Below are 24,570 nucleotides of genomic sequence, written 5' to 3' on the forward strand. Positions count from 1 at the left end.
TTTCTTATCTTGCTTCGTGGAGAATTTTATTCTTCACCCAGTCTTCCATTTCGATCTGCATTGCAACTTCGTCACAAACCGGAAACTTCAGACAGTCGATACAAATGCTCCAAACTTTGTGCGGAAGCAGCTGCTTGTCGATAGTCTTAAATCCGAGTCTTTCGAAGAAATGCGGCTTGTAAGTAAGAGCGAAAACATGCCTTAAGCCGAGTTCGACTGCATCGTTCATTAAGGCTTCAACGACCTGTGTACCGAGGCCTTTGCCTTGGGTGTCGGTGTGAACTGCCAAGGAACGAAGTTCGGCGAGGTCGTTCCACGTTATGTCCAATGCACCGCAGGCGAGTATCAAATCCGAAGCCTCCGGCGAAGACCCTCCATTATTTCGGTTCTCTGAGTCCGTAGAAGCCGCAACGAAATAGTTCCTTACCTGTTGTAAGACCTGGCTTTGAGAGCGGTAAAGCATTTCTCCTTTTTCCGCGTAGGAATTTATCAATGAGACGATCTGCGGAACATCGCAGACTTTTGCACGCCGGATTTTTATGCTTGAAGTTTTGTTATCAATCTCCAACTAACGTATCCTCTCTCTTTGTCACCTTTATATCCTGAAGTTGCGAAGCTTTTATTCTTATTTCAAGGTTAAAACCACGATATGCACCTATCGGGTTCCATGTGAGATTCATCTCCCAGCAATGCAAGTCGCGGTAGACGTGCACCGTAGGAACAACGATCTGATGATTTAAGATATCGTAGCCGCCGCTGAACTTGATATTCCAGTTATCAGTGAGGTTAAATCCCAGGTTCAAGCTGAGGCTTGCCCTTTGTTGGAGCACGTCCGGCTCGGGTTTGTCTCGGGTATAAACGATTCCGAAGCTCAAATTCCACGGTATGCTGAGATCTGGAGACTCAACCTGCTGGTAAAAACCGTTATACTGCTGCAATGCTTTCAGTGAGTCTTGTTGCTGCGCCAGAGAATCAGGTGATTGCGACTGATGAGAGGATGCAGACTTCTTGCTCTGTCCTTGCAGCGAAGTAGAAAGGCTGAGTGAAAAACTTGTCATGTCGGGAAGTTTTCCTTCCGACCACAGATATTTATTTATTCTTGCTCGGACAGTGGAGGCTGTGTCGAATTTATAAAAGTCGAAATTTGCGTTTCCGCTGAAATCGAATTTCTGAGCGATGTTGGTGCGAAAACTTGTGGAGAGCGGTGCCAGCTTCATCGAGTCGGCGGCAAAATTATATGATGTACTCAAATCTAGGTTGAGGAGTTGAATTTTGTTTTCAGCTTGCGAAGTGTCGCTTGATAGAGTCTTCATTTCAAAAATATTGGCCAGGGAGAAACTTGCCGCCGCAACCGTCCCTGATGGAGCGCCACCGTAGACCGCAGTTTGATAATTATTGTACTGCTGCGAAACTCCGTTTATCACGAAGGTTTGATAGTAGTGCCAATATGGTTTTGAAAAATCCGGCTGGTATGAGAAAGCAATACTCGGCTCGAGCGTGTGCCTGAAAGCGGTGATTCCAAAGATGTTGGGCTGCATGATTCCGAACAGTCTCGTGCTTGCCGATACTCCGGTGCTGAATGTCCCGACATTGTAGAGACCATATTCCGTTCTTCCTACAACCGTATCTCCAAGCTGGTAGGGGTGTCCGAAGCCGGATCTTTGTTCGTCATAAATTGTCCGCGACGTGTACATCTTGTCTGTGATGGAAAGAGAAGGGGTGATCGTGAAGAAACCCGCCTTCGGGGATGCGTTGATAATAACGGAGTGGGATGCCCCATAGGCGCTAAATCTTCTGTAATCACCGGCAACAGTCGTGTCCCATGTTTTTGAAGTCTGGTTCTCAAACTCCCCGCTGTATGAATATCCTATCATCTCGTACCAGGATAGGTTGTCGCTGAGGTCGCTGGACTGGTCGGATCTCCTGAAAGGGTAACTCGTCGAATGCGAGAAGCTCATGCTTGGAAGCGTTGCAGAGATAGACCCGTTCCCTAAATTTTGATCTCTATGGATATTGAGAGATAGACTGTTGCCGGAATTCTCCCAGGTCTTGAAGAATGAAGCGTCTGACACAAGGTTTTGCAGAAGGTTCTGGCCGTAATCCAAACTCGTGTTTCTGTAATAGCTTCCTGAACTCATGTTGACATTGGCCACGATTCGCGTAGTTGGATCGATCACCTGATCGTGCGTGAACTGGAGGTCCCAGTCTTTTTGCAGTGAGTACCCTTGGGGCTCCGAACTGGTGGGGACGTCTCCGGGCTGGCCCGTATATCTGTAGTCGTAAGCCCCGTAAAGGCTCCCATTAAGGTAATACCTAACATTGTATCTGAACCCGCTTCTCAGTGCATAACCACCGCGAGTATACCAGTCTGCAGTGGTTGTTAAGTCCGAGTAATCATTTATCGCCCAGAAGTAACCGAAATGCGAGAGGTACCTCCCTGCATTTGCGCTCTCGCCGAATGCAGGCGTGATTATCCCGCTTCGTCTTCCTCCCTTGCTGGGAAAAACTCCGAAGGGAAGTGCAAAGACCGGCACGCCATCGAGATAAAAAATTATCGGCTCCGCTACAATTCTGTCGTTCACAACCAATTTCATCTTTGAACTCTGAAACCAATAGTCCGGGTCTGCCGTATTATCGCATGTAGTAAATCTTCCGTTTTCAATAAAGAGAACATCCTTTCCGAATTTTTTTATCAGTTCACCATGGTAATAACTTTTGTCAATCTCCGTGTTGGCGACGTTGACCCTTCCTTTCTGAGTCTTGAAATCATATGTGACGTGAGAGCTATTGTATACTTCTCCACCGTCGTTGAAGACCGGCTGTTCGACGGTTTTGTCAGCACTGTCTTTTCTCCCTTGAGCCGTAAGTATCGACGTATCCCAATTGATATCGATCTGCCCGGCATTCAACTTGAAATCTTTATATTTCATGTCCCCATTTTTGTAAAGCAACATCTGGCGGTTATCTATGGAATAGACTACAGAATCGGTCGCGCTATAAGTTACGACCGAATCGATCTGCGCTTTCGTTGTATCCTCGACCGTTTTCTGCGCGATCTTCGTCGTGTCGGTCATCAGCGGGATCTTTGTCGTGTCCTGTGCATGAAGGGTGGAAATGGCAATAGAAAGGATTAGTATTTGACAGAACGATTTCACGGCACATCAATGGTCAAAATTTATTTCCCGGATAGAGATCGAATTCTAGTCGGCAATGAGCGCTGCGGCGCCGAGTATGCCCGCCGAGTTTTGCAGCTGAGCTTGTAAGATTTTCACCTTCGGTTTCAACGGCGAAAGGACCCGGGCCTTGGCTGTCTTCTCGATCGAGCTCAACAATGGTTTTCCTGCTTCTGAGACTCCGCCACCGACAATTACCGTTGAGAGATCAAACATGTTAAGTGCAGATGCTACTGCAACGCCAACATATGATCCGGTCTCCTCCCAAATTTGGAGTGCGAATTTGTCGCCCTTGCCGGCGGCTTCGCTGATCATCTTGGGTTCCAATTTTTCTCCGTTGCGGCTGACAAACTCATTCAGAACAGATTCAGGATGAGCCTTCAATTTTTCTATCACTCTCTGCGACAGGTATTTTTGTCCGACATAAGCTTCGACGCATCCATAATTGCCGCAGTTGCATCGTGGCCCGTCGTAATCGATAGTGGTGTGCCCGATTTCACCGGCGCCGCCGTTCTCGCCGCGGAAAACATCGCCGTCGATTATGAAGCCGCCACCCACGCCGGTTCCGAGTGTGATCATCACGAAATTTTTCAATCCTCTTCCGGCACCGAATTTCAATTCACCGACCGCCGCAGCGTTCGCATCGTTCTCGACTCTAACATTGTCGCCGATGATCTTTGCGGTCTCCTCGCCCAAACGAAATACGGTCCAGGCCGCAAAATTCGGCGGATACTTTACCGTGCCTCCGTCGAGATCAACCATTCCCGGTGAGCCTATCCCAACACCAGATAGTTCATCATTCTTAAATTTTTCTTTCAATATTTTCACGGCACCCGCTATTTGCCCGACGACCGCCTGTGGATTTATCTCGGCATGCGACGGTACGGAAACTTCTTCAAGAATTTTTCCCTCTTTAGTTATTGCACCCGCTTTGATATACGTTCCGCCAAGGTCGATTCCGATGATGTAATTCATTTTTTTCTCTTGTTCCAGATTGATTCAAGATATTTTTTTAGAGTTAATTCCCGGCCTATCTCCGTGGGTTCATAATAAATTCTGTCTTTGAGTTCATCGGGAAGATATTGTTGCTCGATGAAATGGTTCTGAAACTCGTGAGAATATTTGTAATCTTTGTGATAACCGAGTTCCTTCATTAAGTTCGTCGGTGCGTTTCTCAGATGAAGTGGTACAGGAAGATATGGCTTTTCGCGCACGTCTGCAGTTGCTCTTTCGATCGACATATATGAAGCGTTGCTCTTCGGGCAACTCGAAAGATAAGTAGTTGCCTGTGCCAGTATGATCCTTGCTTCGGGCATTCCGATGTAGTCGACTGCAGTAAAACATGCCGTCGCCAGCGTGAGAGCATAAGGTTCGGCATTTCCGATGTCCTCGGACGCAAGGATGATCAGCCGTCTCGCGATAAATTTGGGATCTTCGCCCGCTTCCAGCATTCGCGCGAGATAGTAAACCGCAGCGTCAGGATCGCTGCCGCGGACGCTCTTTATGAAAGCCGAAATGGAATTGTAATGCTCCTCGCCGGTTCTGTCGTATTTGTAATGCCTGATCTGGTATGCCTCACGTATCATCTCTCGGTTTATGTGGAAAGGCTTTTGTTTTTTAGCAAGATCGGTAGCCACTTCCAATGCGTTCAGCATCACTCTCGCATCACCGCCGCTCAGCCTGATCATCTCCTGTTCGGCATCCTGCGAAATAACGGGACCCTCACCCGATTCGTCGCCGATTTTCTTGAGAATTTCATCGTGTTGAAGAGTACGATTAAGAATGGACCTAAGTTCCTTCTCGCCGAGGTTTTCCAAAACATAAACCTGGCTTCTCGAGAGAAGAGGCGATATCACTTCGAACGAAGGATTCTCTGTCGTTGCACCGATAAGGATTATCGATCCGTTTTCAACGCTTTCAAGAAGTGCGTCCTGCTGTGCCTTATTAAACCTATGGATTTCATCTATGAATAAAATGGTGCGCCTTCCCGCCTCAAGAGACTTTTCCGCAGTTGAGATTATTTCACGGAGTTCCTGAACGCCCGAAGAAACTGCATTGATCTGAAAAAAATCCGCCTGAAGTTTTCCCGCTATCAAGCGCGCTAAAGTCGTTTTACCGGTTCCCGGAGGACCCCAGAGTATCATGGAACGAACGTTGCCGGCGTCGAGCATCTTGCGGAGTGTGCCGTTTTCTCCGACCAGATGATCCTGCCCGACAAATTCTCCAAATTCCTGCGGCCTAACTCTCTCTGCAAGCGGGATTACTGTTTTCGGTGGAGCAAATAATCCGGATTCGCGGCCTAAAGGAGTCCGTTTACTTTGGCTGAACTTTGATGATCTTTTCGCCATTTCTATGCATAAAATACTTCTCTCGCGCTATCCGTTCAATTTCCTTATAGTCAGTCTCCAATTTTTGGATCTCAATTTGAAGAGACGCATCCTCCTGCTCCAGCTCCCTGATTTTATTCTCGAGTGAAGATTTTTCGCTTTCGAGCCTGATCCGCTGAATTAGCCCGTGTGAATCGAAGAGGACGTAGACCAAGCCTACTGACAGGACGAAAAGAATGGCTGCATTTTTTTTCTTCAGCCTTTTGAGAAATCCCCGGAAATTTTTTAAAGTCATTTGCCTTGCAGGCTCAGCTCGACGATCTTTCCAACGAGCTCTTTGAAGGAAATTCCGACAGCGGCCGCTGCCTTAGGAACAAGACTTGTCTCAGTCATTCCAGGAATTGTATTCACCTCGAGACAGTAGGGAACATTGTCATCGCCGATTCTGAAATCGACCCTTCCAAAGGTTTTGCAGCAGAGAGATTTGAATGTGTTGAGCGCAATTTCCTGGAGTTTAAGCGCGAATGATTTTTCGATGGGTGCCGGCACGAGATAGTCTGTCATTCCTTTTGTGTATTTGTGAAGATAATCGTAGAAGCCGTCATGAGGTCTTATCTCAATCACTGGAAGCGGCTCATCGCCGAGTATGCTTACCGTTAATTCGGCGCCGGGAATATACTCTTCAACGAGTACCACGTCGGAATGTTTCTCAGCCTCGTCAAGTGCGGTCTCGAGTTCGCTTTCGTTTTTTACTATTGAAATTGCAACCGATGATCCCTGGTCGTTCGGCTTAACAACGTTCGGATATCCTAATTTTGTAATTTCCTTCTTGATCGTTTCGGGCCTCGGCTGCGAGTTCCTTTTGTAATCGTACCACTTTGCAGTCGGTATGCCGTGGTGTATGAATAATTTTTTCGACATGACCTTGTCCATCGCAATCGCACTTGCCATGATCCCCGAGCCGGTGTAACGAATGGGAGCTAACTCAAGAAGCGATTGGATTATTCCGTCTTCTCCCCATCTGCCGTGAAGTATGATGAATACGAGATCGAAATTGCCGGTAATCTGCGATTCAACGGTAGCCAAATAATTTTTTGTAGATAATTTTGCCAGAAATTCCCGGGACGGCGGAGCCGCCTCAATCGCCCGTGAAAACAATTCCGTCTCAGAAATTTGATCATTGCCGAGAGCGGGGTCAATGGCGACTGCTTCGTGTCCCAATTCGCGGAGCCCCTTCATGACTCCTTTGCCGGAGGCGATAGAGACCTCCCGCTCCGGCGAACTCCCGCCGAGCAGAACCGCGATCTTCACTCAAGCTCCAAGGTTTTTTTCCCGATAGGTTTGCTGTAAAACTTTTTTGATTCCAATCTTGCCGTTACAAGTTATTTAACGGCTTGGCGAAATACAATTCTCGAATAGCGTGCCATTTGTTCCCGCTCAAGTGTGAAAATCGTCAAAGCTATTGCAGGACTAAATCATTATTTTTAGGCAGAGGTGGGGAGAAATACCAGCCCTTTGGGGAGTGTCTGATTTTCTTTAAGACACGACGGTGCCTGTTGCCAGCCTAACAGGCACTTTTTTTTGCCTGGTCGATAAGTCATTTCTGTTTGACCGCTGGGGATTCATGCCAGCTTGAGATTTGCCAATCATTATGCAGAGTCCCACCTGGATTCGGAATACCAATTCCTCAGTCTCAATGTGCCCCACTGTTCATGGGACGTCTGATATGGTGAGGGCATGCATGAATGGTGAACATTATGCAATCATTTAGGACTCCAACTGCTAGTTGTCTTGAATGGATTGCTTGTTCGCCCTGCTTGATTTAACTTATTGCCGAAAATTAACATAAAAGTGTCAAAATGGCGCTGATGAACAGTCATGATGATCGAAAGTCGCGAGAATTGAAAGTGTATATCGAGACATATGGATGCCAAATGAATCTGGCTGATTCTGAGATTGTTCTCGGCATAATGAACAAGTGGGGGTACTCGCCTACGAAAAGCATAGATGATGCGGATGTGGTTCTCTTGAATACGTGCAGCGTTCGCAATCATGCCGAGGAAAAAATCCACCAGCGTCTTCATGTAATAATGAAACGGAAATCTGAAAATTCCGATCTGTTGGTCGGAGTGTTGGGGTGTATGGCGGAACGGTTGCGCAAGAGTCTTTTGGAGAAGCACAATGTCGATATCGTGGTCGGTCCTGACGATTACCGAAAGCTTCCGCAGCTTCTCGAAGGCGCGTTTGCCGGTGTTCGAGGTATCGGGGTACAACTCTCAAGGACGGAGACGTATGACGACATTGTTCCTCTGAGAACCGAAGGAATCTCTGCATGGATTTCCATCATGCGGGGATGTGATAAGTTCTGTACATTCTGCATCGTTCCATTCACCCGCGGTCGCGAGAGAAGCCGAACTCTCGGCAGCGTTGTGAGGGAAGTGGAACAGCTTGTCGATCAGGGTTTTCGTGAAATTACGTTGCTTGGTCAGAATGTGAACTCTTACCGCGACAATACAAACGATTTTTCGGATTTGCTTGCTGCAGTGGCTAACGTGGACCGCAGGCTCCGCGTGAGATTCACCACTTCTCATCCGCAGGATCTGTCCGATAAGTTGATAGATACAATTGCGAGCCATGACAATCTCTGCAAGTATATCCATCTCCCCGTGCAATCCGGGTCGAACAGAATTCTTGAAGCGATGAATAGAACTTATGCTCGTCAGCAATACGTCGAGCTTGTAAATAAGATTCGAGAGAGAATCCCCGGCGTTGCTTTGTCGACAGACATAATAAGCGGGTTCCCAACTGAAACAGAAGATGAACACCGCGAGACTATGCGCTTGATGGAAGAACTGCGATATGACGGGGCATACATGTTCAAGTATTCTCCACGGGAAGGAACCCCGGCATACAGGCTGGGCGATGATGTAGCTGAAGAAACAAAAACCAGGAGGCTGAACGAAATTATCGCACTGCAGCAAAGAGTTTCTTATGAAATAAATCAATCCGAAATTGGTAAGGTCTTCGAGGTAATGGTCGACGGCGTAAGCAAGAAATCCGATTTGCAGCAAAGTGGCAGGACGGATACTAACAAGACTGTTGTTTTTCCTCTATGCTTACTCAAACCGGGCGACGTTGCAGAGGTCAGGATAAATAGAGCATCGGCAGCCACTCTATTCGGGGAGGTCGTCAGCAACCTTAATTGAAATGAAAGTCTACCCGTTTGTTGTCTCATTAGTAGTTGTCATGTCTAGCTCCGCTAGTGCACAGAGATTCACCGGCAAGGAGCAGACAACACAGACCCGTGTGAAGCCCGATACCGGTTTCATAAATGCTGAAAAAGCATATCTCGCTTTTAAGGGAGGGGAAATCGATGACGCGAGAAAATATTTGGCTTCAGCGGATCCCGAAAACCCCTTTGCGACGTATGTTCGCGCCGCTCTGACAGAGAACGCTGCACAGGCCGTCGGTATTTACAGAGTGATTGTCAATGAATATCCGGGTAAGCCGATTGCCCGCGAAGCTCTCCTCCAGCTTTACAAGTACCACTATGCAGCCGGAGACTACCGTTTAGCTCACACCGATTATGTCGAATTGTGTAAATATCCCGGAGCGGCACAGCTGGTTGATCCTCTCGGTTTGTCCGACAGGGTTCCTTCGGAAAAAGACTCGCTTCAAAGCGCAGTGTCGCCAGCGAGTCAGCAAAGTCCGGAGACTCCACAGACGGCAACGACGTATGAGAAGGGGACCTATGAAGTTCAGCTAGGCGTATTCTCAACCCGCGAGAATGCCGATAAATTCGCAGCTGATATGAAGGCTGAGGACGTTAAGGCGTCGGTTTCTGAAAAAGCCGGAGCCGCAAAGACACTTTACGTTGTCACCACTGGAAATTTTCCGACACGCGACGCTGCAGTCACTTTTGCGACGAGCTTAAAAAACCGGTCGATTGATTGTATAGTGGTGAAGGTTGGAGAATCAAGAGAATGAAAATTACGGTATTGGGCTCCGGTTCGGCTTTTTCCGACCTAACGAGGTTTAACAGCGCCTATCTGGTGGAAACGGGCAATTTATGCTTCATGATCGACTGCGGTTCGGACGCACTCCGCGCTTTGCAAAAAGCGGGCTCCGATCTGTTTTCGATTCAGGATATCTTCATAACTCACATGCACGCCGACCATTGCGGCGGGATTCCAGCAGTCTTAACTGCTATGCATGTGCTTGAGCGAAAGGAACCCATAAGAGTTCATGTTCCATCAGGTCAGCTTGAATTTGTAAAATCATGGCTTGCGAACTTCTTCATTTATAATGAGAGATGGTCTTTCAGGATCGATTTGGTCCCATTGAGTCCGGGTGAGAAAAAACCGTATGATGATATAGAGCTTGAGTTCAGCCCGACAAATCATCTTGATAGGTACATGGAGACGGCATTGAAAGCCGGAATTAATGCGATGAGTTTTTCTGTAATTGTCCGCGAAGGAAAGAAATCATTCTACTTCAGCAGCGACATCGATTCAATCGAGGAGATCGGTTCTCATGCTGACAGTACGATTTCGTTCATTGAAGCGGCACATCCGGAACTCGAAGAAATCGCTAGAATTTCCAGGAAAGGACACAACAACCTTTTCTTCACACACATCCCGCAGGAACTCGAAACCGGCGGAACGTGGGCCAGGGAATTGTATTCAAAGTTTGGAACGCAAAAAATAAATATCATCCATGATGGGCAGATCTTCACAATTTGATAACCCAGAACGATCCAGAAAAATCCAGGGTTTGTCGCGAATAAAATGACGGTCGAAGAGTTTCAAGAGAGGTATGGGATAATCGCTGCGTCGACTGCGATGAAGGAAGTAGTCGCAACCGTAATGCAAGTTGCGCCGACCGATGTGACCGTGCTGGTAACCGGTGAGAGCGGCGTCGGAAAGGAAGTAATCGCACGTGCGATTCACGGTGCAAGCAGACGAGCGGGCAACCAACTTGTTGCAGTGAATTGCGGTGCAATTCCCGAAGGAATACTCGAATCCGAATTGTTCGGGCATCAACGCGGAGCGTTCACCGGCGCCGTGGAGTCTCGCAAGGGGTATTTCGAAATTGCCGACGGCGGGACGCTGTTTCTCGATGAAATCGGCGATACCCCGCTTGCCACTCAGGTCAAATTGCTCCGCATCATTGAGACCGGCGAGTTCATGCGTGTCGGCTCTTCTTCAAACCAAAAGGTTGATGTGAGGGTCATAGCAGCTTCGAACAAGTCGTTAGAAGCTGAAGTCGCACGCGGGTATTTCAGGCAGGATCTCTACTTCAGGTTGAGATCGGTGAATATTTTTATTCTGCCGTTGAGAGACCGCCGCGAAGACATTCCCATACTTGCTGAAAAATTTGTACAGGAATTTACGGCGAGCCAAAAAATAAAATTTGGCGGGTTCTCACCCGAAGCGATAGAAATGCTTAGCAGCTTGGAATGGCCCGGGAACGTGCGCGAGCTAAAAAATTTGATTGAGAGCATTATCGTGCTTGAGCGGGGCAATCAGGTGAACGCCGCAGCTTTGGATAAACACCTGCCGAAATCGGGAGCATCTTATTCCGCCGAGGTGGCGAGCAGATTTCTCCCGGTGCATGTCGGCAAGACACCTGAGGAATCAGACCGCGAATTGATTTTGCGGGCTCTGTGGGAAATCAAAAATGATATAGTGGATCTTAGAAATTCGATCGAGTCAAACGCATTGGAAAAAAAACTGGCATTACCCGTTCCACGATATGAGTCCGGGGAATCCGAAGACGGAAGAGAACTGAATATTGAGGAGATGGAAAAGTCTTTGATCCAGAAGGCTCTTCGAAAATTTTACGGCAACAAGCAGCTCGCGGCAAACGCTCTCGGGATAAGCATGCGTTCTTTGTATCGCAAGGTTCAACAGTATAAATTAAAGGATGTCTGATGAAATACTGCGCGGTTTTGGTGTTTTTGATTGTTTTAGGCGGCTGCGCTTACTCTTTCCGGGGAGCTTCACTGCCGCCGGGTGTTCATAGCGTCGCCGTGCAGGTGTTCGATGACAATAGCGGTTTCGGCGATCCGAATCTGAGAACTAATCTGACGAATCAGTTGACGCAGAAATTGATAACTGACAATACGCTAAGAGTAACGAATATGTCGAATGCCGATGCCGCAATAATCGGCGCGGTGACAAGCGTGAATACGCAACCCAGCGCCGTCAGCGGGAACCAGCAAGTCAGCGAATGGCGAATCACTGTGAATGTTTCAATAAAATTTGAAAACCTGAAAACTCAGAAAAACATCTGGACGAAAGACTTCTCGAATTACGGCGACTATGACCCAAGTGCAGGTCCTTCGAACAGAGATCTCGGTTTAAACGAGGCAGAAAATAAACTAACAGACGATATTCTCTTAGCTGTAGTCACGAATTGGTAAATGCCAAAGGAGCATAAAATGTCACCCCGCGTTGAGAACGCATTATTGATTTTCTACATAATTGTGTTGAGCTTTCCTTTCATATTCGGCTCAAACGGTTTTTTGATGATCTATTATTATTTCAAATACCGCAAAAAACAAGTTGCCCGTAAGGGGGAACTGAAGGACTTTCCGGTTGTTACAATCCAGCTTCCTGTTTACAATGAACTGTACGTCGTGAACCGCGTCGTGGACGCAATCTGTGCCATGGATTACCCAAAGGACAAAATTGAGGTCCAGGTTTTGGATGATTCGAATGATGAGACCACTTCCATCCTGGCACAGAAAGTCTCTGAGAAAGCGCGCGAGGGTTTTGACATCAAACACATAAGAAGGGGAAATCGAGAAGGTTACAAAGCAGGCGCATTGAAATACGGCCTGGCCCAGGCGCGCGGCGAATATGTTGCCATATTCGATGCCGATTTCATCCCGCGTGTGGATTTTTTGAAAAAGACACTTCCTTATTTTGCAGACAGAAAAGTCGGCCTGGTTCAGACCCGGTGGGAACATATCAACAGCAACTACTCACTTCTTACCCGTGCGCAGGCGATCGCGTTGGATGGCCATTTTGTAATTGAACAGCAGGTTCGCAACAAAGCCGGGTTCTTTATCAACTTTAACGGCACAGCAGGAGTTTGGAGAAGAAGCTGCATCGAAGACGCGGGTAATTGGGAAAGCGATACGCTTGCCGAAGACCTGGACCTGAGCTATCGTGCTCAGCTTAAAGGCTGGCAGTTTGTGTTCTTGAAGGAATACACGTCGCCTGCGGAGCTTCCGGCCGATGTGAATGCTCTTCGTTCGCAGCAATTCAGATGGACTAAAGGCGCAATCGAAGCATCGAAAAAACTTCTGCCGAGAGTTTGGAAGTCCAAACTGCCGTTGCGAGTCAAAATACATTCCACTGTCCATCTCTCCGCTGCCATGGTCTATCCTTTCGTCTTGCTGATCGGGATTCTTCAAGTGCCGATAGTTTACATAAAACACAGCGGCGAGTATGATCCTACATTTATGTTAATGAGCGGGTTCATTTTTGCTTTTTTTGGTTCATTCATGTTCTATCTTTACAGTCAGAAGGATGTTTACAAAGATTGGAGGAGAAGGATTTATCTCTTCCCTGTTTTCATGGCAGGAAGCATGGGACTCTCGGTTAACAATACTAAGGCGGTTATCGAAGGCTTGTTGGGCTGGAAAACCGAATTTGTTCGAACTCCGAAATACGGTGTGACCGGCAAACAGGGTTCGTGGGCCGATAAGAAATATACCGAGAAAAAAGTGAACTGGGTCTCGATTGCCGAGATTCTTCTGGCGATTTACTGCCTGGCGGGAATAATTATGTCGATTGTTGATCTTGAGATCGCCGCGATCCCATTCCAATTGTTGTATTTCTCGGGCTTCGGCGCAATTTCTTACCTTTCTATAAAGCAGGCCGTCCTCGCGAGAAAAACGGCTGTGCGATTTACTCCGAAGACGGAACCGGTCGTACAAAACATCGGAAAGTGATTCTTATGCATTTTGAATGTAAAGACCGAGGAGCTGCGAAGTATCTTAAGCGTGGAAATCTTTGCGGGATTTACCGAACCTTCCGGTTTAACTTTTCGACAAGACTTCTGTAGAATTTTCTTCGTGACGATGAACTATCGTTATGGCAGCAGCGATGTAAGCCTCCTTCGCTATCTTGAAGAACGCGTGGAGAGAAATCCGTCGTCATCTTTTTTTGCGATGCTGTCGTATTTTTATCTTGAGATAGGTAAAGTCGCGGAGGCATTGTCGATAGCCCAGCGCGGCGTCATCGCCCACCCTAATTATTCGACCGGCCATGCAATCCTTGCGATGGCCATGATGAAAGCCCGCCTTTTCTATGATGCCAGGAAGGAATTAGTCAGGGCAGCCGAGCTGAATCCCGATTCAAAAACCATCGAAAGCCTGTCTGCGGCTTTAGACAAACAGGAGCAGGCAGATGAAATCGGGAAAAAACTTGCCGAGCAATTCCATGCGAACAGAACCGGAGGCAAGGATTTGATGAAAACCATCGAGGACACGATAGAAGTTTATCGGCAAAAGGTCCGGAACGATGATTCCATAATACCGGGTCTCGATGCAATAGTTGGCGGCGAGCCGGGAAAGATCACACCGGAATTAAAAACACCGTCATTAATCCATTCTCAGGCCGAAACGTTGTCAAAGTATCGCGATGTCGATCGTGATGGTCGGGAATTGCCCGGCGACAAAAGAAAAGAGTCTTCAACGATCGCAAGAGCGATAATAGAAAAAGTAACGAGAGAAATTGAATCGAAGGCACCTTCCGATTCCGGCGGCTCAACGAATGGGAGCTCACCCCCGCAGACTGACTCTGCGGCTGCGGAACGGCCGGCATCGGCACGCGTTCCGCCTGAAACGTCCGGGGACGTTGGGCCAGACGAGGCTGAACTCGATTCCGGTGATTTCAATCTTGATGATCTCGCGCGCGAGCTTGAAGCGGCGGGGCCGATAAAACCACAGGAGGATCATCCACGGGATCGCAGCGACGAATCCGGAATAGAGCTCACCCCCGAAATTGTAACCGAGACGCTTGCTCAAATTTTCGAGCAGCAGGGCCAGCTGAAGACTGCAATCGAAGCATACGGCATCTTGATGCGGAAAAAACCCGAACAGGCAGAAGTTTATCAGCAGAAGATTGCCGAGCTGACGCAGAGAACGAATGGTTGAGGATTTTTTTTCTGCAGAACAGAAGAGCAGCTATGTTCGGCAAATGTTCAACAATGTATCCCATCGTTATGATTTTCTTAACCATCTTTTAAGTGCCGGGATTGATCGGCATTGGAGAAAACGGGCGATAGATGTTTTACAACTGCGTTCGGGAGAATTTTTCCTGGATGTCGCATGCGGTACCGGTGATCTTTCTATCGAAGCCGCGAAAAAAAATCCGGCAAGGATAGCCTCCCTCGACTTTGCGGAAGGGATGCTTCGGATATTTGTCGAGAAGGGAAAAAATTTAGATATCGCTGGAAAGCTTAACCCGGTCCAGGCAGATGCCGAGAAGCTTCCTTTTGCGGACGAAACTTTCGATGCTGCCGCCGTTGCCTTCGGAGTTAGAAATTTCGGCCGTTTAAAAGAGGGTCTGATCGAGTTGCGCAGAGTCGTAAAAAAAGGAGGAAGGGTTGTGATTCTTGAATTTTCCAGGCCGCAGCTCTTTTTGGTGAGACAAATTTATTTTTTTTATTTCAAGAGAATCTTGCCGTCGATCGGGCGGTTGGTTTCGGGAGATCGGGCAGCTTATTCGTATCTTCCGGATTCCGTCATAGTTTTCCCGGATGGTGAGTCGTTTGAGAATATTTTACGAGAGATAAATTTCCACGAAGTGCGTTCGTTTCCACTTACTTTCGGAGTTGCCACCGCATATTTCGGAGTGAGGTAAAAAACAATTTCAGATTGTGAACGGCGAATTGCGAATTAAGAGAGGTCAAGGTTATGAAATCAATGTGCACCACGCTTTCCGGGTCAGCCGCCCGCCTCTTTTAACCGAAAATTTGGGATTTAAAATTCAAAATTTGTTTCAGATATATGGATGAACTCGTCCAAATAGTTGCGAATAACTTCGATGCGATAGCCGACCGGTGGGTAGCATCAGTCGGAACTATGCCAAAGTATTTCGGCAGTACACAAATATCGTTCTACAAAAGCCAGATTACCGAGCTCCTCCATTGCATCGTTGACCTTCTTGTGGGCGTCGGTCCATCGCGTCTAATCAGATTCACAGAACGGATTGTGAAGCCGCCTTATAACGGTCTGCTCACTCTTACCTCGGTTCATGAAACATTCCTGCTGGGAGAAGACTCGATCATTTCCGTCGTCAAGGAGAAAATGGAAAGGAGAGACGACATTTTCGAATACTCACGAAGGGTTGACGGATGCTTCCACGAAATAATCTACCAGTATGCAAATGCCTATCAGTCATATCAGGCCGAGGTCAGCGCGTCGCAGAGAAAGGTGATAGAGCAGCAGCGCGAGACGTTGATGAAGTTTACGAATGCGATCGGGTCGGCGAATTCTTACGACGAAGCATTAAGCGCCGGGATCCGGATCATAAAGGAGGAATCGCGTTCAGCTTCGGTCGAGTTCTTTGCATTTGAAGCCACGTCTCAATGTTTGACATTTAGACTGGCAGTTCCCGAAGAAACTCCGACGGCGAGCGGCGATTTTCTTAGAGCCCTTGCTAATCAATTCGGGAGTGAATCGAGCGCGCGCCGCAGCTACGGGATGATGCAGGAAATCTCCGGACATCGAAAGCTTGTGCTGATGCTTCCTGTTTCTGCGGGCGAATCCTTGATCGGCTTGCTCCTTCTCGCATTTCTCCCGGTTCCGATGAGAGAAAGCAGCATTTCGGAGTTGTCTGAACGGATTCCTCTGGGACCGGAAGAAAGTTTGAACGTCCTGCTGGCCATGGTGGATCAGCTGGGCTACGGTTTAAAAAGATTCTTGCTCGAGGAAGAAGTCATTTCCAAGGCACGATACATTTCAATATTGACTGAGAATTCTGCCGACGCGATAGTCGGACTCGACGAACAAGGGAAAATAGCATCGTGGAACAAAGGTGCCACACTTCTTTTCGGATTCCAGCCTGCAGAAGTAAACGGGGAACCTTTTTCAGTTTTACTCCCGGGCGAGAAAAGAATGGCCGGCGAAGTTACCGCGGAACGCATCCGGAGTGAAGGAATTGTGAGAAATTTCGAACTTGAATGTGTGACAAAGTCCGGGCATAGAGTCACGGTCAGCTTGACGGGAAGCATTTTGAGAGATGAACAAGGGATATCCATTGGCGAAGCTCTGATCATGCGGGATGTAACCCAGCTCAAGCAGTACGAGCAGGAGTTGCGTCAGACCGAGAAGCTTTCCTTCATTGGACAAATTTCCGCCGGCATTGCTCATGAAATCGGGACTCCACTCAATATAATTTTAGGCAATGCTGAGTACCTGATGATGGACTTGAAGCCGAATGAGGAAGGCTATGATGAGTTGAAAATGATAGCGGGTGAAACAAACAGGATCGCAAAACTGATTCAGCAGCTTCTCGACTTTGCACGGCCGAAAAAAATGAGAACAAAACAAGTCGATTTGAATTCCGAAATCAATGCCGTACTTCAGCTGATGAAAAGCCAGATCGACAAATCGTCCATCGAGCTCGAATTGGACCTGGAAAAAAATCTCCCCCTGGTGTTCGGCGACGCTGCCCAACTTCAGGAAGTTTTCGTAAATTTAATAGTGAACGCAATTCATTCTATGGAGAATATCGCGCGCAACGCAGTTGGTCCCCGGCTCAGCATCAAAACCGAGATTGCCAGAGGAAAGGGTGATAATGTTGTTGAGGTCACGATCGCCGACACGGGGTGCGGAATTTCCGAGGAAGATCTGGAGAAAATATTTAATCCCTTCTTTACCACGAAGGAAGTGGGCAAGGGGACCGGGCTTGGCCTTGCCATTACTCAAAGGATAATTCAGGATCACAAAGGGGCGATCTCAGTCGAGAGTAATGTCGGCAAGGGAACGATTTTCAAGTTGAGTTTTCCCGCTTATGATGTAATTGCCATTGAAAAAGATAAAAACACAAGTATTGCGGTAGAGTGATAGGAACAGCAAGAATATTTCGGTCAATTATCACCTGCATTTTGTGCCATCAAAGATTTTTTTGTACCACGGGCGGGCGCTCATCGGATTTCGCCCGGGTTCATTCCTTCGGGATAAGCCGGAAAACAGTTCCGGCGAGCCGGATTGCCTCATGTGTGTTTTGGTGCATTCACTAAATTTCAATGAATTTTTCGGGACAATATGAAAGCAGACATATCAATTCTTGCAGTTGATGACGATGTAAATATGCTGGCGATGCTTGAGAAGTTTCTCAAGCGGGCAGGTTATACCGTGGATACAACTTCCGAAAGCATGAAAGCGATGTCGTTAATCGATGATAAAAACTACGACATTGTCATCACAGACATTCAAATGCCGCGCGCGACCGGCATGGACATTTTGAGACGCGTTAAGGAACTGCAGAAAGATACCATGGTCGTTATTATTACCGCCTTCGGCTCGGTCGACTCGGCGGTCAATGCAATGAAAGCCGGTGCATACGATTACGTCAGTAAACCTTTTAACATGGATGAGATACTAGCGCTCCTCGAACGCGCGACGCAGCAGCGAAGACTTCAACGGGAAGTGGAGTTCCTTCGTCAGGAAGTAGAGCGCAAATATTCTTTCTCGAACATTATCGGAAAGAGCAAGGCGATGCAGGATATATTTGCATTGATCCAGAGATTATCCCACGCCCGGAGCAATGTTCTGATAACCGGAAGAAGCGGCACAGGAAAGGAAATGATCGCTAAGGCGCTGCATTACAACAGCGACAGGCGTGCGATGCCGTTCGTGACGGTCAATTGCAGTGCGATCCCCGAATCTCTCCTTGAGAGCGAACTCTTCGGACATGAGAAGGGTGCCTTCACCGGCGCCATAACTTCAAGGCGCGGACTCTTTGAGACTGCAAACGGCGGCACCCTCTTTCTTGATGAAATTGGAGATATGCCGCTCGGGTCTCAGTCGAAATTGCTGCGAGTGGTCGAATCCGGTGAGGTTCGCCCTGTCGGAAGCGATGAGGTCAAAAGAGTAGACGTCCGGGTGATCGCCGCGACGCATCGTGACCTAAAGGAACTGATAAAGCACGATCAATTCAGAGAAGATCTGTTTTACAGGTTAAATGTCATCTCGATTCACGTCCCCGATCTAAAAGATAGACCCGAAGACATCACGATTTTGGTCGACCACTTCATGAAAAAATATGGCGAACAATTCGGGAAGCCGAACATTCGGATAACTCATGAAGCGTCTGCCTGCCTTCTCAAGTACACATGGCCCGGCAACGTCCGGGAGCTGGAGAACATAATTGAGAGGAGCATCGCTCTCTCCAGCGGAGAAGTGGTTGATACCAAGGATCTGCCGGAGCATCTTTTCCAGATGAAGTCCAGCGATCTCATAGATGACCTTGCGACAGACAACATGCCGCTGACGGAAGTGGAAAAAAGATATATCGTCAAGATACTCCAGCGAACGAACTGGCACCAGTCGAAAGCTGCTCAGATTTTGGGAATAGACCGGAAGACCTTGTATAGGAAGATCAAAGAGTATAATCTGGTGCAAGAATAAGCGAACGCTGTCTGTTTTCTTGCTGTCGACGGTCCAATTTTCCCATTCAAGATTTGTCGGTTTGCGGGAATGGCAGATAAGGTATTAAATTGTGCGGAGATTCGCTTGAGAAAAGTTGAAAAGAATTTTTTATGAATGAAGTATTAGATGTAGATGTGACTATGAGTGATTTGTTCAAAAAATATGATGCACTGAAAAGTTGTCTTGGAAGATATACCGTGGAAGGACTGGTAGTAGCCTTTTCGGGAGGGGTCGATAGCGGCTTTCTGCTTTGGGCGGCAGAAGAAGCAAGAAAGCAATACGGCGGTATCTTGGTTGCATTAACAACAAATAGCGATAGCATGCCGGTCCATGATAAAGTCGATGTCGAAGACTTCGTGAAACATGCCGGTGTTCGACATGTTTGGAGAGACAGTACCGAAGTTGATAATCCGGATTATATAAAAAACGATTCGGAGAGGTGCTACTATTGCAAGACCGAACTATTTGGCATCGCTAAAAAAGTTGCTATGGAAAACAATTGTAAAAAAATTGCATACGGATACAACGCATCCGATAAAACCGATATTCGTCCGGGTCATAGAGCCGCTATTGAAAATGATGTCGTATTTCCTCTTGCAGCTTATGATTTCACAAAGGATGAAATCAGGGAGTTGATGCGATCTCACGGCCTTAAGTTGTCGGATAAGCCTTCGAGCCCATGCTTGAGTTCAAGAATCATGAGAGGAGTCGAAATTACGAAACAAGAATTGAGAGACATCGATGTCCTTGAGGACATATTGCGCGAAGGTGGAATGAAGATTTTCCGTCTGCGCCTCCATGAACTAAACCGCAAGCGGTTCTTGAGGCTGGAAGCATCGCCGGATGAGATCGCGCTCGCAATCCAATTGAAGGACAGACTAGTGAAGGCGGCAAAAGAGCGCGGCTACGATTGGGTGACACTCGACCTCGAAGGATACAAAACCGGCGGGGGGAACGCCTGAGCAAGCGAATCTCTATCAAACAAATCCTCGCTGATGTCCGGAAAGGGAAAGTGAGCACGGACGAAGCTTATGAGAAAATTAAAAATGCTCTCTTCGACGCTGAGGAGCTTGGTTACGCCACGATAGACCATGGCCGCGGATTGAGACTGGGGTTGGGAGAGGTTATTTATGGAGAGAGCAAGTCAATCGAGCAAATAGTCGGCATCGCGGGAAAACTTTCCAAGGCAAAGGAGCCGATTTTAATTACGAGACTCTCCGATGTAAAGATGAAAGTGTTGCAGAAAAAGTTTCCGAAGGGACGATCGAATCATCTTTCGAGCACATTTACTATTAACCCCATTCCTTTGAGGGAGAATAACAGAGATGAGCCGTACGTTTGCATCATAACGGCAGGTACGAGCGATATTCCTGTCGCGGAAGAAGCGGCAGATGTCTGTGGAGCAATGGGGGTTGCCTTTGTGAAACTCTACGACGTTGGAGTTGCCGGCATACATCGCGTTATGAAGAATTTAGATGTGATGCAAGCAGCGTCTGCGGTCGTTGTCATTGCGGGGATGGAAGGTGCACTGCCGAGCGTTATCGGGGGACTAGTGCCAAAACCTATCTTTGCAGTTCCCACCGACATCGGATATGGAGCCAACTTCAAGGGACTCTCTGCATTGCTTGGAATGCTCTCTTCTTGCGCGCCCGGGATCGCGGTAATGAATATCAACGGCGGCTTTTCGGCGGCATTCGCGGCATGCAGGGTGACGAACATGTTAAAAGAAGAAATTTTGAATTCCGGACACTGAACTCTAAACAAACCTAATTCCTCAAAATCTGAATTTTCAAAACCTTGAAAAAAGGTCGGTAAAGGACTTCAGTGCTTTAGAGTTTTGGATCTTGATTTTCCCCGCGGAAACGCTCGTATGTCCGGATACCGTAGATGAGCGTTTAGAAATTCGAATCTGGGGCTTAAGATTTTAAGTTTCCAGTGGAACGAAAAACTGCCGTTGAACCGTTAATTAGTTGAAGCGTCTAACTTAATGATTTGACATTTATCATAAATTTATTTAAAATTTGTTTGCATCACGGAGGAAATCGAGATGAAGAAGGTAAGTAGCACGCTAGCATTGATACTGATTATGAGTTCGGTGGGCTTTGCCCAGTTTAAAGATCAACTCTCGAATCAACCGAGCGTACAAAGCTCCTTGGTGCATTCGGACGAAAGTAGTTTGCTTTTTGGTTTTTTCAATCCCGCAAATTTTTCCATGCGACAGTCGGTTTCGATGAGCTACATGACTTTCGGAGGTCAGGGATTGGCTCTCGGCACGTATACGAACAGCATGAGCTACAAGATCAGTGACCCTTTGACATTGAGCGCTGATGTCAGCCTTTTGAATTCTCCGTACAGTTCGCTCGGCAAAAATTTTTCGCAAGGATTGAACGGCATTTATTTGACGCGTGCAGATCTCAATTATCATCCGACAAATAGTTTTCAGATAGACTTGCAGTTTAACCAGAACCCGCTTTATCGATATTACAATCCTTATTATTACTACTACAATCCGTGGGGATGGTAATAGGCCGCCGGGGTAATTTGAACAAAATTATTCTCCCTCATTTCCGCCGCGGGTTTGTATCGGGCAAATTAAATACTTTTCTTGCATTCTCTCTTTCAGGTCATCAAGAATGTCCCGGCTATGCTGGCGCATTAATTTTTGTTGATGAAGAGGCGTAAAGGAAAATTTTTATCGAGTGCAAAGGGCCCCGCAGTCGTTGCATTACGCGTTCTTGTCGTTTTCCTTGCCGTCGTGTTGGTCTATTCTCTAGCTGATCGTTTCTTGATTCATCCTCCGTTCAGGTCGGATCGAATTGAGAAAAGTTCTCCTACAAAAATTGAAAAGATGATTCAGATCAGCGTGCGCAACGAGTGCGGTACAAAAAACATAGCGATGGGCTTTACATCTTATTTGCGGAAGAGGGGCTTCGATGTCGTAGAGACAACAAACGGATCGATCCAGAACAGGGAAGTTACGACCGTCGTCGATGCTGCTGGAAACTACGAGAACGCCACTAGAGTTGCCGAAGCCCTTGGCGTGAGAAAAGAAAATGTCGTCAGCAAATTAGATCGCCGCAGTTATGTCGATGTTGAAGTCCTCATAGGAATGGATTACCAAAATCTAAAACCAACCAGGAGTATTGAATAGTATGCCGGCCAAAAATCCCGCTCGCGGCGAAGAGAAAACCATGCAATATAAGATTGCCGAGCTTGCATTAACGAAGAAGGCCAGAGACGTAGTAATCCTTGAATTACGCAGGCTGACTTCCATGACAGATTACTTCGTCGTATGTACCGGCGATTCGGAAACGCAGGTCAAAGCAATTGCCAACGCGATTATGTACGGTATGGAGGAACTTGGAGAGAAGGCATGGCACGTCGAAGGTATGCAGAACTTGCAGTGGGTCCTGCTCGATTATGTTGACGTCGTGGTACACATATTCCACAAGGATGCGAGATCGTTCTACGGACTTGAAAAACTTTGGGGCGATGCGAAAGTCCAGCGGGTTGCCGACGCGGCGTCGCCCGCGCGTAGCAGGAAATCGGGCGGAACGACAAGGCGGAAAAAATCCATCGATGTGGAGCGGGCTGCAGAATGAAGGATTATCTTAAATCAAAACTTCTGGAAGCCCTTCGGAAATCGGGAATTGAAACATCTGTGGATATCTTTTTCGAGAAACCGAAAGCGGAATCACACGGTGACCTCTCGACTAATTTCGCACTCCTTGCTGCAAAAGAGTTTAAGATGAAGCCGCGGGAGATTGCGCAAAAAATAGTCGGACATATCGAAGTGGATTCGTCGTTAGTCGAGAGTTGTGAAATTGCCGGTCCTGGTTTCATCAATTTCAAATTCACGAAGAAATATTTTGTTTCGTTCATAAGAGAAGTTCTGAATAACGGCGAGGCTTTTGGAAGGTCCAGTGCCGGTGCGGGAAAGAAAACGCAAGTCGAATTCGTGAGCGCTAACCCGACAGGACCGTTGACGGTGGGACATGGACGTAATGCAGTTTTCGGAGACACGGTTGCGAACCTCCTCGAATGGACGGGCCATGAAGTGACGCGAGAATATTATTTTAACAATGCCGGAAGACAAATGCGTGTGCTCGGTGACTCTGTACGTCTGCGTTACAAGGAGCTACTCGGTGAAGGGATTAATTTCCCCGACGATTACTATCAGGGAGAATATATCCGAGAGATAGCGAAACATTTGTATGATGAGCACGGGACCGGCATAGCAAATGAACCGCCCGAAGGGATTTTTAAAGAAAAAGCCGAACACGAAATCTTTGAAGACATAAAGAAGACTCTAAACCGTCTTCGAATAGAATTCGACGTATTTTATAACGAAAACTCACTCTACGAGACAGGAAAAATAAAGGAAGTCATCTCCGCACTTGAATCTGCGGGGCTCGCCTACGATAAAGAGGGGGCGAAATGGTTCAAGGCAACCGCGGTCGGCGGCGACCAGGATAAAGTCATCGTAAAAAGCAGCGGTGAGCCAACGTACCGTCTCCCCGATGTTGCGTACCATATCGAAAAATTTCGCCGCGGCTTCGAGCTAATCGTAGACATTTTCGGATCCGACCATATTGCAACGTACCCCGATGTTCTGCTTGCTCTAAAATCGCTCGGGTACGACACCGAGAAAATAAAGGTCTTAATCCACCAGTTCGTGACGATTTTTCAGAACGGCGAAGTCGTCAAGATGTCAACTCGAAAGGCAAATTTCATAACACTCGATGAGCTGATTGATTGGGTCGGAGCCGACGCCGTTAGATTTTTCTTCTTAATGAGAAGCATCGGAACACATTTGAATTTCGACATCGATCTCGCAAAAAAACAGAGTGACGAAAATCCTGTTTTTTATTTACAATATGCACATGCAAGAATCGCGAGCATCATTCGCTTCGCCGAGAGCGAGGGAATTTCTCCAAAGGATGCCCCCGGACAACTCTCAACTGTCGGTAGCAAACTATCCGCCGAGAGCCTTGAGCTATTGAGAGAGAAAGAGGAAATCGAGCTCGCGAAAATGCTCGGGGAGCTACCGGAAGTCATCGAAGCGGCTGCTTCAACATTCGAGCCTCATAGGATAATCAGCTACTTGCAGGAAGTAGCCGAGGCGTTCCACAGATTCTACCACCTCCACCGTGTTGTAATTCCTGATAGGGAGCTTGCCAAATCGAGATTGGCACTGTGCCTTGCGACGAAGATTGTTCTTGCAAATGGATTTGAGATTCTGGGAATTAGCGCTCCGGAGAAGATGTAGACAAATCGGGGATTTGTTAAGACGATCTCATTTGGGTGTGATTCAAATCTCTTTCTACCGTGCGGTCGGAACCGTCGTCCAATCGGCTTAGTTATTACTCAAAGAAAATTTCCTGAATCAAAAAGAGGT

General features: G+C 47.4%; 22 protein-coding genes. 16 read left to right on the forward strand and 6 right to left on the reverse strand.

All coding sequences use genetic code 11. The features are described 5' to 3' along the window. Positions 1–4: 4 nt before the first annotated feature. The 6 genes from VLX91_02380 to VLX91_02405 are packed head-to-tail and all read right to left on the reverse strand — an operon-like array spanning position 5 to position 6,811. Positions 5–568 (reverse strand): N-acetyltransferase, encoded by a 564-nt coding sequence (locus VLX91_02380; protein HUI29037.1) that lies wholly within the window; start codon positions 566–568, stop codon positions 5–7. Beyond that, complete coding sequence (locus tag VLX91_02385) at positions 558–3,155, reverse strand: putative LPS assembly protein LptD (GenBank protein HUI29038.1); 2,598 nt, start codon at positions 3,153–3,155, stop codon at positions 558–560. Before VLX91_02385 ends, VLX91_02380 begins: the two co-directional genes overlap by 11 nt. Positions 3,156–3,200: 45 nt before the next feature. Next, the gene (locus tag VLX91_02390; protein ID HUI29039.1) at positions 3,201–4,148 is read right to left on the reverse strand and encodes an ROK family protein; all 948 of its coding nucleotides are present in this window, start codon (positions 4,146–4,148) and stop codon (positions 3,201–3,203) included. Continuing rightward, on the reverse strand, positions 4,145–5,521 hold the full coding sequence (locus tag VLX91_02395) for a replication-associated recombination protein A (protein HUI29040.1): 1,377 nt from the start codon (positions 5,519–5,521) through the stop codon (positions 4,145–4,147). The genes VLX91_02390 and VLX91_02395 overlap by 4 nt, the downstream gene beginning before the upstream one ends. Further along, positions 5,487–5,795 carry a septum formation initiator family protein gene (locus tag VLX91_02400; GenBank protein ID HUI29041.1) on the reverse strand — a complete coding sequence of 103 codons (309 nt, stop codon included), beginning with the start codon at positions 5,793–5,795 and terminating at the stop codon, positions 5,487–5,489. Before VLX91_02400 ends, VLX91_02395 begins: the two co-directional genes overlap by 35 nt. Continuing rightward, the gene (locus VLX91_02405; GenBank protein HUI29042.1) at positions 5,792–6,811 is read right to left on the reverse strand and encodes a D-alanine--D-alanine ligase; all 1,020 of its coding nucleotides are present in this window, start codon (positions 6,809–6,811) and stop codon (positions 5,792–5,794) included. Before VLX91_02405 ends, VLX91_02400 begins: the two co-directional genes overlap by 4 nt. Positions 6,812–7,368: 557 nt before the next feature. On the opposite strand from VLX91_02405, the gene miaB reads away from it, so the two are divergent. The 16 genes from miaB to argS all read left to right on the forward strand — a co-directional run bounded on the left by miaB (position 7,369) and on the right by argS (position 24,441). Continuing rightward, a complete protein-coding gene (gene miaB / locus VLX91_02410; GenBank protein ID HUI29043.1) occupies positions 7,369–8,706 on the forward strand; it encodes a tRNA (N6-isopentenyl adenosine(37)-C2)-methylthiotransferase MiaB in 1,338 nt (445 codons plus the stop codon). A 1-nt stretch (position 8,707) separates the two neighbouring features. After that, positions 8,708–9,487: an SPOR domain-containing protein gene (locus tag VLX91_02415; protein ID HUI29044.1), complete on the forward strand. Its 780-nt coding sequence runs from the start codon at positions 8,708–8,710 to the stop codon at positions 9,485–9,487. After that, positions 9,484–10,242, forward strand: coding sequence for a ribonuclease Z (locus tag VLX91_02420; GenBank protein ID HUI29045.1), 759 nt, complete (start codon positions 9,484–9,486; stop codon positions 10,240–10,242). The genes VLX91_02415 and VLX91_02420 overlap by 4 nt, the downstream gene beginning before the upstream one ends. 45 nt (positions 10,243–10,287) lie before the next feature. Next, entirely contained in the window at positions 10,288–11,433 is a 1,146-nt protein-coding gene (locus VLX91_02425; GenBank protein ID HUI29046.1) for a sigma-54 dependent transcriptional regulator, read from the forward strand. Then, on the forward strand, positions 11,433–11,924 hold the full coding sequence (locus VLX91_02430) for an LptE family protein (GenBank protein HUI29047.1): 492 nt from the start codon (positions 11,433–11,435) through the stop codon (positions 11,922–11,924). The genes VLX91_02425 and VLX91_02430 overlap by 1 nt, the downstream gene beginning before the upstream one ends. Positions 11,925–11,942: 18 nt before the next feature. Then, a complete protein-coding gene (locus VLX91_02435) occupies positions 11,943–13,463 on the forward strand; it encodes a cellulose synthase family protein (GenBank protein ID HUI29048.1) in 1,521 nt (506 codons plus the stop codon). Between the two features lie 129 nt (positions 13,464–13,592). Then, a complete protein-coding gene (locus VLX91_02440; protein ID HUI29049.1) occupies positions 13,593–14,669 on the forward strand; it encodes a hypothetical protein in 1,077 nt (358 codons plus the stop codon). Next, on the forward strand, positions 14,662–15,378 hold the full coding sequence (gene ubiE / locus VLX91_02445; GenBank protein ID HUI29050.1) for a bifunctional demethylmenaquinone methyltransferase/2-methoxy-6-polyprenyl-1,4-benzoquinol methylase UbiE: 717 nt from the start codon (positions 14,662–14,664) through the stop codon (positions 15,376–15,378). Before VLX91_02440 ends, ubiE begins: the two co-directional genes overlap by 8 nt. A gap of 146 nt (positions 15,379–15,524) precedes the next feature. Continuing rightward, the gene (locus VLX91_02450; GenBank protein ID HUI29051.1) at positions 15,525–17,585 is read left to right on the forward strand and encodes an ATP-binding protein; all 2,061 of its coding nucleotides are present in this window, start codon (positions 15,525–15,527) and stop codon (positions 17,583–17,585) included. A 201-nt stretch (positions 17,586–17,786) separates the two neighbouring features. After that, positions 17,787–19,151, forward strand: coding sequence for a sigma-54 dependent transcriptional regulator (locus VLX91_02455; GenBank protein HUI29052.1), 1,365 nt, complete (start codon positions 17,787–17,789; stop codon positions 19,149–19,151). Between the two features lie 131 nt (positions 19,152–19,282). Next, on the forward strand, positions 19,283–20,134 hold the full coding sequence (larE, locus tag VLX91_02460; protein ID HUI29053.1) for an ATP-dependent sacrificial sulfur transferase LarE: 852 nt from the start codon (positions 19,283–19,285) through the stop codon (positions 20,132–20,134). A 50-nt stretch (positions 20,135–20,184) separates the two neighbouring features. Continuing rightward, complete coding sequence (gene larB / locus VLX91_02465) at positions 20,185–20,925, forward strand: nickel pincer cofactor biosynthesis protein LarB (GenBank protein ID HUI29054.1); 741 nt, start codon at positions 20,185–20,187, stop codon at positions 20,923–20,925. A 294-nt stretch (positions 20,926–21,219) separates the two neighbouring features. Continuing rightward, positions 21,220–21,696, forward strand: coding sequence for a hypothetical protein (locus VLX91_02470; protein HUI29055.1), 477 nt, complete (start codon positions 21,220–21,222; stop codon positions 21,694–21,696). A gap of 144 nt (positions 21,697–21,840) precedes the next feature. After that, complete coding sequence (locus VLX91_02475) at positions 21,841–22,323, forward strand: LytR C-terminal domain-containing protein (GenBank protein HUI29056.1); 483 nt, start codon at positions 21,841–21,843, stop codon at positions 22,321–22,323. A 1-nt stretch (position 22,324) separates the two neighbouring features. Continuing rightward, positions 22,325–22,774, forward strand: coding sequence for a ribosome silencing factor (gene rsfS / locus VLX91_02480; protein ID HUI29057.1), 450 nt, complete (start codon positions 22,325–22,327; stop codon positions 22,772–22,774). Continuing rightward, on the forward strand, positions 22,771–24,441 hold the full coding sequence (argS, locus tag VLX91_02485) for an arginine--tRNA ligase (protein HUI29058.1): 1,671 nt from the start codon (positions 22,771–22,773) through the stop codon (positions 24,439–24,441). The genes rsfS and argS overlap by 4 nt, the downstream gene beginning before the upstream one ends. Positions 24,442–24,570: the final 129 nt, after the last annotated feature.

The sequence above is a fragment of the Candidatus Acidiferrales bacterium genome (genome assembly GCA_035515795.1).
In the GTDB taxonomy this organism is placed as follows: domain Bacteria; phylum Bacteroidota; class Ignavibacteria; order Kryptoniales; family JAKASW01; genus JAKASW01.